Source organism: Streptomyces sp. NPDC047130 (assembly GCF_040643475.1).
Classification (GTDB): domain Bacteria; phylum Actinomycetota; class Actinomycetes; order Streptomycetales; family Streptomycetaceae; genus Streptomyces.
The window spans coordinates 35,840-49,759 of record NZ_JBEYUK010000020.1 but is presented as its reverse complement, the minus strand read 5'-3'; the positions used below and the strand labels follow the sequence as shown (position 1 = coordinate 49,759).

Here is a 13,920-nt window from a genome sequence, read left to right as displayed (position 1 = left end):
GCACCACGCTTGACGTGTCTGTGCCCTACGGCAGACTTGGCCGGGAAACATACGGTCGATCACGGTCGACACCCACTCGCGGGAGGGCCCCGGCCGCTGCCGCCGTGCCGAAGCCGATGGGGGAAGCACACACATGAGCCAGGACGGCGCACAGAGCCATGGCCGGTACGCGGGACAGTCACTCGCGGGCGGGCGCTACCAGCTGCGCGACCTCCTGGGCCAGGGCGGCATGGCCTCCGTGCACCTCGCCTACGACGCGGTGCTCGACCGGCAGGTCGCCATCAAGACGCTGCACACCGAGCTGGGCCGCGAGCAGGCGTTCCGCGAGCGGTTCCGCCGCGAGGCGCAGGCCGTCGCCAAGCTGGCGCACACCAACATCGTCTCGGTCTTCGACACCGGCGAGGACGTCCTCGGCGAGCTGACCACCCCCTACATCGTCATGGAGTACGTCGAGGGCCGCCCGCTCGGCTCCGTGCTCCAGGCCGACATCGACCAGTACGGGGCCATGCCCGCCGACAAGGCGCTCAAGGTCACCGCCGACGTCCTGGCCGCGCTGGAGATCAGCCACGAGGAGGGCCTGGTCCACCGGGACATCAAGCCCGGCAACGTGATGATCACCAAGCGCGGCGTGGTCAAGGTGATGGACTTCGGCATCGCCCGCGCCATGCAGTCCGGCGTCACCTCCATGACCCAGACCGGCATGGTGGTCGGCACCCCGCAGTACCTGTCGCCCGAGCAGGCGCTGGGCCGCGGCGTGGACGCGCGCTCCGACCTGTACTCGGTCGGCATCATGCTCTTCCAGCTGGTGACCGGCCGGCTGCCGTTCGACGCCGACTCGCCCCTGGCCATCGCCTACGCGCACGTCCAGGAGGAGCCGGCCGCGCCCTCCTCGATCAACCGGTCGCTGCCCCCGGCGGTGGACGCGCTGGTCGCCCGGGCGCTGCGCAAGAACCCCAACGAGCGCTTCCCGAGCGCCGTCGCCATGCGCGACGAGTGCCTGCGGGTGATGCAGTCCCTCCAGCAGGTCGCGCCCAGCATCGTTCCGGGCACCCAGGCCCAGAGCGGGGCCGGCGTCGGCTCGGCGGTGTTCCCGCCGGTCGGCCAGCAGACCCCGCCGCCGGCGGGCGTGCACACCCCCTACCAGCCGCCGACGCCCACGCCCGGCCCGTACGCGACGCAGCAGCCGGCCTACGGCTACCCGCACTCCGGCGGCTACCAGCAGCCGCAGCCGGGTTACCCGACCCCGATGGCCACCGGCCCGGGTTACGCCACGGGCCCCGCGGGCACGCCGGGCGGCGGCGCGGCCCCCGGCCGGGGCGGCAGGAACCGCTCCGTGCTCATCGGCGCGGCCGTGGCCGCGGTGCTGGTGGCCGGCGGCGTCATCGCCGCGCTGAACCTCCCGGGCGACGACGACAAGAAGATCACCGGCGGCGGCTCCACCGCGTCCGCGTCCGCCGACCCGGCCGGCGAGTACAAGGGGCCGGAGAAGGAGAAGACCATCGACTCCGAGGAGTGCAGCGAACCGGAAGAGGCGTACAACGACGAGGACAAGATCGTCGTACCCGACTTCCGGTACAAGTACTGGCCCTCGGTGCAGGCCTGCTTCCAGGCGGGCGGCTGGCAGTACGACGACAAGGACGTCCCGGACGCCACGTGGGGCGAGGACATGGTCGTGCGCCAGTTCCCGGCCCCGGGCACCGAGGTCGACGAGAACGGCGTCGAGATCGAGGTGGAGATCTCGACCGGGCGGCCCGAGTAGCCGCTCGCGGCTGCCCCGGCGGCACGTACCAGCAGGAGTTCCGGCGGACGGCGACGGGCCGGGATGCGCGCGCTCGGCGCGGATCCCGGCCCGTGGTGTTCCTGTGGTGTTGCTCCGGTCTTCCTGCGGTGTCCCTCGGGTGCTGCGGTCGTGCCGCCGTCGGTGCGTCCCGTGAGAAGCCTCGCGAGGACGTCACGTGCGGACGCCTCGCGAGGCCGTCACGTCAGGCCGTCACGTCAGGCCGTCACGGTCACAGGTAGGGGCCGCCCGTGCGGCCGGTGCCGCGCCCGTCGTCGACGTCGCCGGAGACACCCGGCGGCAGGGCGCGACGCATCTGCTCCAGCTGGGCCCTCGCGGCCATCTGCTGGGCGAACAGCGTCGTCTGGATCCCGTGGAACAGCCCTTCCAGCCAGCCCACGAGCTGGGCCTGGGCGATCCTCAGTTCCGCGTCGCTCGGCGTGCCCTCGTCGGTGAACGGGAGCGAGAGCCGCTCCAGCTCCTCCACGAGCTCCGGTGCCAGACCGTCCTCCAGCTCCTTCACGGAGCTGGCGTGGATCTCCTTCAGGCGCACGCGGCTGGCCTCGTCGAGAGGCGCCGCCCGCACCTCCTCCAGCAGCTGCTTGATCATGCTGCCGATCCGCATGACCTTCGCAGGCTGTTCCACCTGCTCGGTCACCGGGGTCTCGCGGGACTCGTCGTCCCCGCCGCCTCCGAGAGCCATACCGTCCTGGCCGACGACCAGGATCTGCGGGTTCTCGGGCGACCTCTCGTTCCTCGGCATCTCCATGCCGCCATTGTCTCGCACCTGTTGTCCCCACACGGTCAATACCGTCCTTGCCCTACGCGTCGCTTGATCCACCGTCCGGATCACCCAGCATGCCGTGACCACGGCCGCGTGTGACGCTGGGGCTGTCGCTCTCGGGCTCCGTACCACCAGGGGGGCATCGCCATGGCCACCCACGGCCGACGGGCACTCGCGGCCGCACTGCTCCTGCCCGGTCTTCTCCTTCCCATGCCGGCCGCCGCGGCCGGGCCTCCGGGCCCGCCCACGCCCTCGGCGGCGGAGCCGTCACGGGCGGGCAGCGTGGTCGGCGAGGGCCAGGAACGGCCTGGTCGGACGGGTCCGCCGCCGTCGCCGACCGCCCCGTCCGGCGTGCCGTCGGGTTCCCCCACGGGTGCCGTCACGGGCTCGCCCTCCGGCTTCCCCTCCGGTTCGCCCGGCGCGTCCGCCGGGCCGTCCGGGGCCTCGGAGGCGTCCGCCCTGCCGTCGGCGCCGCCGGGGGCGGTTCCCCGGCCGCCCGGCCCGCCGGAGGCCTCGCCGGCGCCCTCACCGTCGGGGCGGACGGCCTTGCCGTCGGCGTCCGCCTCCGCTGGGACGTCCGCCTCGGCGGGGGCGTCCTCGGGTCCGCCCGTGTCCGACCAGGGCCCGGACGCGCCGCCGCACCATTTCCCGGTGCCGAGCGTCCCGCCCGGGGACTTCGCGCTGCCGTCCGTCCCCCCGGACACCGCCGACCAGGGCCCCCACGGCGACCCCGCCTCCGCGCCCCGCGCCCGCGAGCACCCGCGCAGCACGGCGCCCCTCGGCCTCGGCCTGATCCTCACCGGCCTCGCCTTCGCCCTCACCTGCCAGGCCCTCCGCCTTCGCCGCGACTGAGGAGGGGGTGGACCGTGCCCGAGCCGGCAGAGGCGGGAGTCGTCGCCCCGTCCCGGTCCGGTCCGGCCGGGGCGGGGTCCTCCGCGTCGGGGCGGGCGTCGAAGTCGCCGTCGGCGTCGGCGGCGGGGGCGGCGGCGGCGGCGAACCGGTTCGGGCCGTCGCCGCTCAGACCCTGACCGTTTCGGGCACCGACCGTCTCGGCGGGGGCCGTGCGGTCAGGGTGGCGTCACGACGCGTCGGGGGCGATCAGCAGGACCTTGCCCACGTGACCACTGGCCTCCAGCACCCGGTGTCCCTCGGCCGCGTCGGCCATCGGCAGCTCGCGGTCGATCACCGGCCGCACGTGCCCGTCGGCCACCAGCGGCCACACGTGCTCCCGCACCGCCGCCACGATCGCCGCCTTCTCCTGCAGCGGCCGCGCCCGCAACGACGTGGCGCTGACCGCCCCCCGCTTGCCCAGCAGCGTCCCGATGTTCAGCTCGCCCTTGACGCCGCCCTGCATCCCGATGATCGCCAGGCGTCCGTTGACCGCGAGCGCCCTGACGTTGCGGTCCAGGTACTTCGCCCCCATGTTGTCGAGGATGACGTCCGCCCCGGCGCCGTCGGTCGCCTTGGCGATCTCCTCGACGAAGTCCTGCTCGCGGTAGTTGATCAGGATGTCCGCGCCCAGCTCCGCGCAGCGGTCCAGCTTCTCCTTGCTGCCCGCGGTCACCGCCACCTTCGCCCCGACCGCCTTGGCGAGCTGGATGGCCATGGTGCCGATGCCGCTGGAGCCGCCGTGGACCAGCAGGGTCTCGCCCGGCCGCAGGTGGGCGACCATGAAGACGTTCGACCAGACGGTGCAGGTCACCTCCGGGAGCGCCGCCGCCTCCGTGAGGGACAGCCCCGCGGGCACCGGCAGCAGCTGACCGGCCGGAACGGCCACCTTTTCGGCGTAGCCGCCCCCGGACAACAGGGCGGCCACCTCGTCGCCGACGCTCCATCCGGACACCCCCGGGCCCACGGCCGCGACCCGGCCGGAGCACTCCAGCCCGGGATACGGCGAGGCGCCCGGCGGCGGGTCGTAGAACCCCTGCCGCTGCATCAGGTCGGCGCGGTTCACCGCCGCCGCCGTCACCTCGACCAGGACCTCGCCCTCTCCGGGCACCGGGTCCGGCACCTCGGCCCAGACCAGGACCTCGGGACCGCCCGCCTCGGGAATCGTGATCGCACGCATGGAAACGACGCTACTCCTCCGTCCGGTGATCCCCCAGACCACCCGTCACGGACGGGGCCGGTGCGGTGACGGGTGACGGCGGCCGGTCACTCACGGACGGTCGATGGTGCCCGTCTGCCGGTCCGGGTGCGGCAGCGGCCGCTGGTCGGGCGCGACCTGGGCCCCCTGGGAGGACCGCACGATGGTGATGATGCGGTCCGCGATCTGCAGCGTGCCGATCGACTCGTCGTCGTAGCCGAGGACCCGGTGACCGCGCAGCACGCTGATCACCATCTCGTCGAGTTCCCTGAGCGTCTTGCCCACCTCGGCCTTTATGACCGGCCGTTCCACGATGTCCAGCCCGCTGCCCTGCTGGATCAGGTCCTCCATCACCATGCCCGCCGCCGGGCTCAGCACCGAGAGTCCCAGCAGGCGGCCGGCCGCACTGGCGCTGGTGATCACGGCGTCGGCGCCCGACTGCCGCAGCAGCGGCGCGTTCTCCTCCTCGCGGACGGCGGCCACGATCTTGGCCCCCCGGTTCATCTGCCGGGCGGTCAGGGTGACCAGCACCGCCGTGTCGTCGCGCTGGGTGGCGATGATGATCTGACGGGCCCGCTGGGCCTCGGCGCGCATCAGGACGTCGCTGCGGGTGGCGTCGCCGGCCACGCCCGCGTACCCCTCGGCGGCGGCGGAGTCGACCACCTTGCTGCTGGCGTCCACCACCACGATCTGCTCCTTGGGCACGCCGGAGGCGCTGACCGTCTGCAGGGCCGACCGGCCCTTGGTGCCGAAGCCGACGACGACGGTGTGGTCCCGCAAGGTGTGCCTCCAGCGGTTCAGGCGCAGTTCTTCCCGCGTGCGCTCGGTCAGCGCCTCGAGGGTGGTGCCGACGAGGATGATCAGGAACAGCACGCGCAGGGGAGTGATGACGAGGATGTTGGTCAGCCGCGCGCCTTCGCTGGCGGGCGTGATGTCGCCGTAACCCGTGGTGGAGAGGGTGACGGTCGCGTAGTAGAAGCTGTCGAGCAGGGTCAGCCCGCCGCCGGCGTTGTCGTTGTAGCCGTCACGGTCCAGGTACACGATGAACGCGGTCAGTACCAGCACGAACAGCGCCATGGACAGCCGTTTGCTGACCTGACGCAGGGGGTGCGGCACTTCCTTCTGCGGAAGTTTCACCCGGTGGGTGACCAGACGTTCGCCCGCCTGTCGGGCGATGACGTCCTGTCCCGGCAGTTTCACGTGAAACACACTCCAGTTCCGGCGAGCGTCCAGGGGAGATCCAGGAGCTCGCTTTCCTCTCCCGCCCGCAACCCGCCCGGCGGGATCACGGCGAGGGCGTCGGCCGCCGCCATGCCGCGGAGCATGGCGGGACCTGTGTAGTGCAAGGGCTGGGCCCGGTCCGCACGGACGACCACCGGAACCAGCCGGGTGTCGTGCGGATGCCCCTGGACGCCTTCGGCCAGGGGCAGCGCGTAGGGCTCCGGCGCCGGGTGCTCGCCCAGGGCGCGGAGCAGGGGCTGCGCGAGGGTGAGCAGGCCGGACACGGCGGCCAGGGGGTTGCCCGGCAGCCCGACGAGGAGACGCCCGTCCTGGAGACGGGCCAGCAGCATGGGGTGGCCGGGGCGCACCTGGACGCCGTCGACCAGCAGCTCGGCCCCGGCCTCACGCAGGATCGGGTGGACGTGGTCGACCGGCCCCGAGGCGGTGCCCCCGGTGGTGACGATCAGGTCCGCCTCGCTGCCGACCACCGCGCGGCGCAGCGCCTCGGCGTCGTCACCCAGGCGGCGGACGGCGGTCACCTCGGCACCGAGCACCCGCAGCCAGGGCGGCAGCATGGGGCCGAGGGCGTCACGGATCAGGCCGTCCCGGGGGCGGCCCTCGGTGAGCAGCTCGTCACCCAGCACCAGGATCTCGGCACGCGGCCGGGGGCCGACGCCTAGCGTGTCGTAGCCGGCCGCGGCGGCGAGGCCGAGGACCGGCGGGGTGACCGGGGTACCGGCGGGCAGCAGTTGGTCGCCCGAACGGCACTCCTGGCCGCGGGGGCGGATGTCCTGGCCGTGGCCCGTCTCCCGCTGGGCGTGCAGCCGCCCGGAGGGGTCGAGACGGCCGTGCTCGCTGCGCAGGACCGCGGTGGTGTCCCGGGGGACACGGGCGCCGGTGGCGATCGGAGCCGCCTCGCCGTCGGCCAGCGGGGCGGGTTCGGCGTCCCCGGCCAGCACGCCGTCCTCGCGCACCTGCCAGGGGCCGGGCCCGGCCACCGCCCAGCCGTCCATGGCGGAGGTGTCGAACGGCGGCAGGTCGGTCAGCGCGGTCAGCGGGGCCGAGAGCACCAGGCCGAGGGCCTCGTCCAGCGCCACCTGTGCGGGGAGCCGGTTCCGGTGGCGCGTGGCACGGGATGCGTGACCGGCCCGGTCGGCGACGGCACGGGCCTGGCGCCACGGGAGCCCCCCGGAGTGCCGACGACCGGCCTCCGCGGACGGGGCGGACGGTGCGGATGCGGGGGACGCGGGGGACGCGGGGGACTGTGCGGAGGTCCCGGACGGGGCGGGCGGCGCGGACGCCTGGGGTCCTCCGGGGGCACCGGGGACGGGTACGGCCGAGGTCCTGGCCGCCTCGTTGACCAGGGACAGGGCCTCCTGCACCCCGAGCTCGTCCAGGTCCCCGCCGTCGGCGGGCAGCCGGCCGGCCGCATTGCCGGGGGCTGTCATCCCGCGTCCGTGGGCTTCACGGCGGCGCTCTCCTCGGCCGCGCTCTCCTCGGCCCACCGCTGGGCGAGGGCGACGGCCTTGCACACCGCCTCGGCGACCGCCTCGGGGTCGCCACCGGCGCGACCCGCCGCGTAGCCCACCAGGAAGGTGGTCAGCGGCGCCGCGGGACGGGCCACGCCGTGCGCGGCGTCCCGGGCGAGATCGAGGAGCAGGGCGGTGTCGACGTCCAGGTCGATGCCCAGCTCGTCCTTGGCTGCGGTGATCCATTCATCCAACACGTGCTCATGCTCCCTGATACGTGCGCGGGCGGTGCCGATGTCTTCCCAGGTGTCGCAGTCGAAGGACGCGGCCGGGTCCCTGACGAGTGTGACCCGAAGCGACTCGGTCAGTCGCCGCAGGGGCAGGCCGGTGAGTCCACCGTGTGTCCGGGCCACCTCGGCGAGCACCCGCCGCAATGACGCGGCCCGGTACGCGGCCACCAACGGCTGCCGCCGCCCTTCCCCGTCGACGACCAGCACGGCCTCCACCCCGTCGTCCGCGGCACCACCCGACGCGCCGGGGCCGAGAAGGTGCGGCGCGGCGGCCCGGGAGACGACCGGCGCGGCAGCGGCAGCGTCCGGCGCGGAGGCCACGGACGCGGAGGCCACGGAGACGTCCGGCACGGAAGCCGCAGCGGCGTCATGCGGAGCCGAAGCCACAGCGGCCCTGCCCGGCGCGGAAGCCGTGGCGGCGTCGTGCGGCACGGAAGCCGTGGCGGCGTCCGGCGGCACGGAAGCCGTGGCGGCGTCCGGCGAGATGGCTTCGGGGGCGACCGGTTGGACGGCCTCGGCGGCGTCCGGAGCTGTGGCCGAAGCGGCGGCTTCCGCGCCGGACGGAAGGGCGGCCGACGCGGCGGCCCCGGCGTCGGGCGGCGAGGCGGCCGACGCGGCAGCGGCTCGAACGTGGGCAGTGACGGCCTCGGCACCACCCGGCGCGGCAGCCCCGGTGGCGTCCGGGGCGGTGGTCGCGGCCTCCGGCGTGGGAGCGGGGCCGGCGGATGGGACGCTCGGCCCGGGGCCGGCCGGGGCGGAAGGCTCGGTGGCGGCGTTGCGGGCGGCGTCCGGCACGGGGGACGGCGGGACGGCCGCGTCGGGGGCCGCCGCGAGGACGGCCACCAGGTGGTGGACCGTGTCGCGGCCCAGGAAGGGGAGGTCGGCGGAGAGGACCACGACCACCTCGGCGGCGGTGTGCTCGAGGCCCGCCGCCAACGCGGCCAGCGGCCCGCCGCCGGTCGGCTCCTCGCGGGCCCACCGCACCGGCCGCGCGGTCGGGCGGGGATCGGCCACCACGACCGTACGAACGGCGTCCGAACACGCGGCAAGGACCCGGTCGAGCAACGCCCTGCCGCCCACCCGCACGCCGGGTTTGTCCGCGCCGCCCAGCCTGCGGGCGGCGCCGCCCGCGAGCACCACGGCGTCGTAGCCGTGGTGCCCGTCGCCCCGCGTCGCGGGGGAGCTCTCGTGGTCGGTCACCCCACGAGTATGGAGGGATCCCCGATCACAAGGAACGGAGGAGTACCGCCGGCTGCTCGATGCAGTCGGCCACATGGCGGAGGAACCCGCCCGCCGTGCCGCCGTCGCAGACCCGGTGGTCGAAGGTGAGCGACAACTGCGTGACCTGACGCACCGCCAACTCGCCCTGGTGGACCCAGGGCTTGGGGGTTATCCGCCCCACGCCCAGCATCGCCGCCTCGGGGTGGTTGAGGATCGGTGTCGAACCGTCGACACCGAACACCCCGTAGTTGTTGAGGGTGAAGGTCGAGCCGGTGAGCTCGGCCGGCCGCAGCCCGCCGCCGCGCGCGGACTCGGTCAGCCGGGCGAACTCCGCGCTCAGCGACTCGGCGTTGCGCCGGTGGGCGTCGCGGACCACCGGCACCACCAGGCCCCGCTCGGTCTGCGCGGCGAAGCCGATGTGCACCTCCTCGAACCGCACGATCTCCCGGGCCGCGGTGTCGACCGTGGCGTTCAGCTCCGGGAAGCGGTCGAGGGCGGCGACACAGATCCTCGCCAGCAGCGCGATCAGCGAGATCTTCGGACCGGACCCCGCGTTCATGGCCGCACGGGCGTTCAGCAGCTCCGTGGCGTCGGCGTCCACCCAGCACGTGGCGTCCGGGATCTCGCTCCGGCTCCGGGTGAACTTGTCGGCCGCCGCGCCCAGCAGGCCGCGCAGCGGGATCCTGCTGGTCCCCGCCGACGCCGGGACGCCCGCACCCGCACCGGCACCCGCCGGACGGACGGTCGGCGGTGCGGTGGCCGCCGGCGCCGTCTCCTGGGCCTGCTCCCGCGCCGCCGCGGCACGCAGCGCGTACTCGACGTCGGCGCGCAGGATAAGGCCGTCGGGCCCGGAGCCGGTGATGTCCCGCAGGTCCAGCCCGTTGTCCCGGGCGAGACGGCGCACCAGCGGGGAGATGACCGGGACCGGACCGTCGTGCGCGGACGGGACGCCTGCGTGGTCGGCCCCGGGCCGCGCGGCGCCCGCCCGGGAAGGCGTCGTGTCCGCGGCCGGCTCCGGCGCCGGGCGGGGCGCCTCGGGCCGCGGTCGGGCCCGCACCGGGGACGACGGGGGGACCCGGCGGCGCCGGGCCGGCGGCGCCGAGGTGCCGTAGCCGACCAGGACGTTCCCCGAGCTCTCGGCGCCGCCCTCGACGGCCGTGCCGTTCACCGCGCCGACCCCCGCGCCGCCCCCCGCGCCGCCCCCCGCGCCGGAGGACGCGGCCCGGGCGTCGCCCGGGTCGGCGCCGACGGCGACCGTCAGCAGCGGCGCGCCCACCGGCAGCGAACCGCCTTCCTCGCCGTACCGCGCGGTGACCACGCCGCCGTACGGGCAGGGCACCTCCACCATCGCCTTGGCCGTCTCGACCTCGACCACCGGCTGGTCGACGACGACCACGTCGCCGACCTCGACCATCCAGTGCACGATCTGCGCCTCGGTCAGACCTTCGCCCAGGTCGGGCAGCTTGAACTCGAGTACCTCGGCCATCAGTCGCCCGCCTCCCACTGCAGCCGCCCCACCGCGTCCAGAATCCGGTCCACGCCGGGCAGATGATGCCGCTCCGCCATCGGCGGAGGATACGGGATGTCGAATCCGGCGACCCGCAGAACGGGGGCCTCCAGGTGGTGGAAGCAGCGCTCGGTGATCCGCGCCGCCATCTCCCCGCCCGGCCCGCCGAAGCCGCCCGACTCGTGCACCACCACCGCGCGTCCGGTGCGCCGGACCTCGGCGCAGACCGTCTCGTCGTCGAACGGCACCAGCGACCGCAGGTCGACCACGCCCAGGTCCCAGCCCTCCGCCCGGGCCGCCTCGGCGGCCTCCAGGCAGACCGGCAGGGACGGTCCGTAGGTGATCAGCGTGGCGCTGCGCCCGCTCCGGCGGACCACGGCCCTGCCGATCGGCTCGACCTCCGCGGGGGCCTCCGGGTCCCAGGCGTCCTTGCCCCAGTACAGCCGCTTGGGCTCGAGGAAGACCACCGGGTCGTCGGAGGCGATGGCCTGCCGCAGCAGGCCGTAGGCGTCCGCGACCGTGGCCGGCGTGACCACGTGGAGGCCCGGGGTCGCCATGTAGTAGGCCTCGGAGGAGTCGCTGTGGTGCTCGACGCCGCCGATGCCGCCGCCGTACGGGACGCGCACGGTGATCGGCAGCGGCATCGCGCCGCGGGTGCGGTTGCGCATCTTCGCGACGTGCGAGAGGAGCTGCTCGAACGCCGGATAGGCGAAGGCGTCGAACTGCATCTCCACCACCGGCCGCAGCCCGTACATCGCCATGCCGACGGCCGAGCCGAGGATGCCCGCCTCGGCGAGCGGGGTGTCCGTGCAGCGGTCGTCGCCGAACTCGGCGGCGAGGCCGTCGGTGACCCGGAAGACGCCGCCCAGGGTGCCCACGTCCTCGCCGAGGACGTGGACCGACGGGTCCTCGGCCATGGAGTCGCGCAGGGCGCGGTTGAGCGCCTGCGCCATGGCCGTCTGCTTGACCGCGACGGCGGTGTCGACGGTGGTCATCGGGCCGTTTCCTCCTGCTTCGCGTGCGCCTCGGCGTCCAGCTCGGCCCGCAGGACCGCCTGCTGCTCCAGCAGCTGCGGCGTGGGCTCGGCGTAGACGTGCGCGAACAGTTCCATGGGGTCGATCTCGGGGTCCTGGTTCATCCGGGCCCGCAGGTCGGCGGCCATCGCCTCGGCGTCGTCGCGGACGGCGCGGATCGCGTCCTCGTCCAGTACGCCGCGGGCGGTGAGCTCCCGCTCGAGCAGCGGTACCGGATCGTGGTCGCGCCAGGCGTCGACCTCGGCCGCGTCCCGGTAGCGGGTGGCGTCGTCGGCGTTGGTGTGGGCGTCCAGGCGGTAGGTGATGGCCTCGACCAGGACGGGACCACCGCCCTCGCGGGCGTGCCGCACGGCCTCGCCCAGCACCTGGTGCACGGCGACGGCGTCGTTGCCGTCCACCAGTCGGCCCGGTATGCCGTACCCGACGGCCTTGTGGGCCAGGGAGGGCGCGGCGGACTGCTTGGCGAGCGGCACCGAGATGGCGAAGCCGTTGTTCTGGACCAGGAAGACCACGGGGGCCTGCCAGACGGCGGCGAAGTTGAGGGCCTCGTGGAAGTCGCCCTCGCTGGTCCCGCCGTCGCCGATCATCGCCAGGGCCACCACGTCGTCGCCCTTGAGGCGGGCCGCGTGGGCGAGCCCCACGGCGTGCGGGAGCTGGGTGGCCAGCGGCGTGCTCAACGGGGCGACACGGTGGGCGTACGGGTCGTAGCCGGTGTGCCGGTCACCGCGCAGCAGCGTCAGCGCCTCCACCGGGTCCACACCGCGGGCGACCACGGCGAGGGTGTCCCGGTAGCTGGGGAAGAGCCAGTCCTGGTCGGCGAGGACCATCGCCGCGGCCACCTCGCAGGCCTCCTGCCCCGTGCTGGACGGGTAGACCGCGAGACGGCCCTGCTTGGTCAGTGCCGTCGCCTGGGCGTTGTAGCGGCGGCCGCGCACCACCTCGGCGTACAGGCGGCGCAGCAGGCCGGGATCGGCCTCGGCGACCGCGTCGGCCGCCGGTGTGCCCAGGACGCGGAAGGGCTCGGCGTCGGGCAGCAGGGGCGTCGGATCCGTGCGCGGTTTCCAGGCGGGCGGCGGAGCGGGCCGGTAGGTGTCCCGCTGCTCCATCACCGTCATGACGGCACCTCCTCGTGGGAGTGGCTGACGAGGCCCGCCGGATGTGACGCACCTCACCTACCGATTGTTCGGTCGTCGGCGCAATTTGGCTACAGGCGGCTTCAGCCTGTGGACAAACGGTTCTCCACAGCCTGAGATGGAGGCACGGTGTCCAGGGGAGGGAGTCGGGAGACCATGCGACCTGAACAAATGGCCGACGGCCCGCAGGAGGCAGTCGTGCCGGCACCCGCAGGACCACCGCGCCCCCTGCCGCCCAGAAGGGCCCTGGACGCCATCGATCAGGACATTCTGCGGATGCTCCAGAAGGACGGGCGTGCGTCCGTACGGTCGGTCGCCGAGCGGGTGCACGTCTCCCGCGCCAATGCCTACGCCCGGATCAACCGGCTGATCGAGGACGGGGTGATCCGCGGCTTCGGCGCCCGGATCGACCACGAACGGGCCGGTCAGGGCACCTCCGCCTACATCACGCTGAAGATCGTGCAGAACTCCTGGCGCACCGTGCGGGAGCGGCTGCGCTCCCTGCCGGGGGCGTCGCACCTGGCCCTGGTGGGCGGCGACTTCGACGTGCTGATGCTGGTGCACGCCCCCGACAACCGGACGCTGCGGGAACTGGTCCTCACCCGGCTGCACTCCATGCCCGAGGTGCTCTCCACGCGGACCCTGCTGGTCTTCGAGGTCGAGGACCTCGAGAACACAGCAGGCACCACGGATGCGGAACACCCGACGGGCGCGTCGGGCACGCCGGGCACGCCGGGCACGCCGGGCACGCCGGGCGCAAAGGCCACGGCGCACCCCGCGGGCACGTCGCCGGGGGCCTGAGAGCCGCCCGGTCAGCCGCGCAGGCCGGTGAGGACGAGCTGCACCACCGCGTCGGCGATCTCCCGGCGGGCGCCGGTGCGCCCGTCGGGGCGGTACCACTCGACGATCGAGTTGATCATGCCGAAGACCAGCCGGGTGGCCAGCCGCACCTCGATGTCGCCCCGGACGTCGCCCTCCGCAGCGGCGTTCTTCAGCAGCTCCGCCACCCGGTGGTCGAACTCGCGGCGCCGCTCGAGCGCCCACCGCTCGGTCCCGGTGTTGCCGCGCACCCGCAGCAGCAGCGTCACGTAGGGAAGCTCGGCGATCAGCACCTCGACCATCCGCCGGACCACGTACTCCAGGCGGTCGGCGGCCCGCCCCTCCTGGGCCCGCGGCTCACCGAGGATGCCGAAGAGCCCCTCCAGCGCCCGGCTCACCGCCCTCCGGAGCAGTTCCTCCTTGCCGGAGACGTGGTGGTAGATCGACGACTTGGAGATCCCGGCCGCCTTGGCCAGGTGCTCCATGGACGTGCCGTCGTAGCCGCGGTCGTTGAACACCTGGACGGCCACCTGGAGCAGCGAGTCCGGCGTGTAGGTGTCGCGCTTGGGCGTGGTCATG

The 13,920-nt window shown here is 74.4% G+C and carries 10 protein-coding genes and 3 pseudogenes; 3 read left to right on the top strand and 10 right to left on the bottom strand.

Annotated elements, in window-relative coordinates; genetic code table 11:
- The first annotated feature begins 133 nt into the window (after positions 1-133).
- Positions 134-1,759 carry a protein kinase gene (locus ABZ836_RS22390; RefSeq protein WP_356136562.1) on the top strand — a complete coding sequence of 542 codons (1,626 nt, stop codon included), beginning with the start codon at positions 134-136 and terminating at the stop codon, positions 1,757-1,759.
- A 250-nt stretch (positions 1,760-2,009) separates the two neighbouring features.
- Here ABZ836_RS22390 and ABZ836_RS22385 read toward each other — a convergent pair whose 3' ends face one another.
- The gene (locus ABZ836_RS22385; RefSeq protein ID WP_356136560.1) at positions 2,010-2,546 is read right to left on the bottom strand and encodes a bacterial proteasome activator family protein; all 537 of its coding nucleotides are present in this window, start codon (positions 2,544-2,546) and stop codon (positions 2,010-2,012) included.
- Positions 2,547-3,212: 666 nt separating this feature from the next.
- On the opposite strand from ABZ836_RS22385, the gene ABZ836_RS22380 reads away from it, so the two are divergent.
- Positions 3,213-3,413 (top strand): hypothetical protein, encoded by a 201-nt coding sequence (locus ABZ836_RS22380; protein WP_356136558.1) that lies wholly within the window; start codon positions 3,213-3,215, stop codon positions 3,411-3,413.
- 226 nt (positions 3,414-3,639) lie between these two features.
- On the opposite strand, the gene ABZ836_RS22375 is transcribed toward ABZ836_RS22380, so the two are convergent.
- The 8 genes and pseudogenes from ABZ836_RS22375 to pdhA all read right to left on the bottom strand — a co-directional run bounded on the left by ABZ836_RS22375 (position 3,640) and on the right by pdhA (position 12,504).
- The gene (locus ABZ836_RS22375; RefSeq protein WP_361144743.1) at positions 3,640-4,629 is read right to left on the bottom strand and encodes an NAD(P)H-quinone oxidoreductase; all 990 of its coding nucleotides are present in this window, start codon (positions 4,627-4,629) and stop codon (positions 3,640-3,642) included.
- Positions 4,630-4,719: 90 nt separating this feature from the next.
- On the bottom strand, positions 4,720-5,856 hold the full coding sequence (locus ABZ836_RS22370; protein ID WP_356136555.1) for a potassium channel family protein: 1,137 nt from the start codon (positions 5,854-5,856) through the stop codon (positions 4,720-4,722).
- Positions 5,844-7,316: a molybdopterin molybdotransferase MoeA gene (locus tag ABZ836_RS22365; protein ID WP_361144740.1), complete on the bottom strand. Its 1,473-nt coding sequence runs from the start codon at positions 7,314-7,316 to the stop codon at positions 5,844-5,846. Before ABZ836_RS22365 ends, ABZ836_RS22370 begins: the two co-directional genes overlap by 13 nt.
- Positions 7,313-7,840: pseudogene (locus ABZ836_RS22360) on the bottom strand (DUF6457 domain-containing protein); the annotation flags it as partial. The gene ABZ836_RS22365 and the pseudogene ABZ836_RS22360, both read right to left, overlap by 4 nt.
- 597 nt (positions 7,841-8,437) lie before the next feature.
- A pseudogene (locus ABZ836_RS22355) lies at positions 8,438-8,827 on the bottom strand (NTP transferase domain-containing protein); the annotation flags it as partial.
- A 25-nt stretch (positions 8,828-8,852) separates the two neighbouring features.
- Positions 8,853-10,334: a dihydrolipoamide acetyltransferase family protein gene (locus tag ABZ836_RS22350; RefSeq protein ID WP_361144737.1), complete on the bottom strand. Its 1,482-nt coding sequence runs from the start codon at positions 10,332-10,334 to the stop codon at positions 8,853-8,855.
- Positions 10,334-11,350, bottom strand: a complete 1,017-nt coding sequence (locus ABZ836_RS22345) for an alpha-ketoacid dehydrogenase subunit beta (RefSeq protein WP_361144734.1) — start codon at positions 11,348-11,350, stop codon at positions 10,334-10,336. Before ABZ836_RS22345 ends, ABZ836_RS22350 begins: the two co-directional genes overlap by 1 nt.
- On the bottom strand, positions 11,347-12,504 hold the full coding sequence (pdhA, locus tag ABZ836_RS22340) for a pyruvate dehydrogenase (acetyl-transferring) E1 component subunit alpha (protein WP_356136547.1): 1,158 nt from the start codon (positions 12,502-12,504) through the stop codon (positions 11,347-11,349). Before pdhA ends, ABZ836_RS22345 begins: the two co-directional genes overlap by 4 nt.
- 189 nt (positions 12,505-12,693) lie before the next feature.
- Here pdhA and ABZ836_RS22335 point away from each other — a divergent pair.
- Positions 12,694-13,194, top strand: a pseudogene (locus ABZ836_RS22335) (Lrp/AsnC family transcriptional regulator); the annotation flags it as partial.
- Positions 13,195-13,334: 140 nt separating this feature from the next.
- Here the strand turns inward: ABZ836_RS22335 and ABZ836_RS22330 are convergent.
- Positions 13,335-13,919: a TetR/AcrR family transcriptional regulator gene (locus ABZ836_RS22330; protein WP_356136545.1), complete on the bottom strand. Its 585-nt coding sequence runs from the start codon at positions 13,917-13,919 to the stop codon at positions 13,335-13,337.
- Position 13,920: the final 1 nt, after the last annotated feature.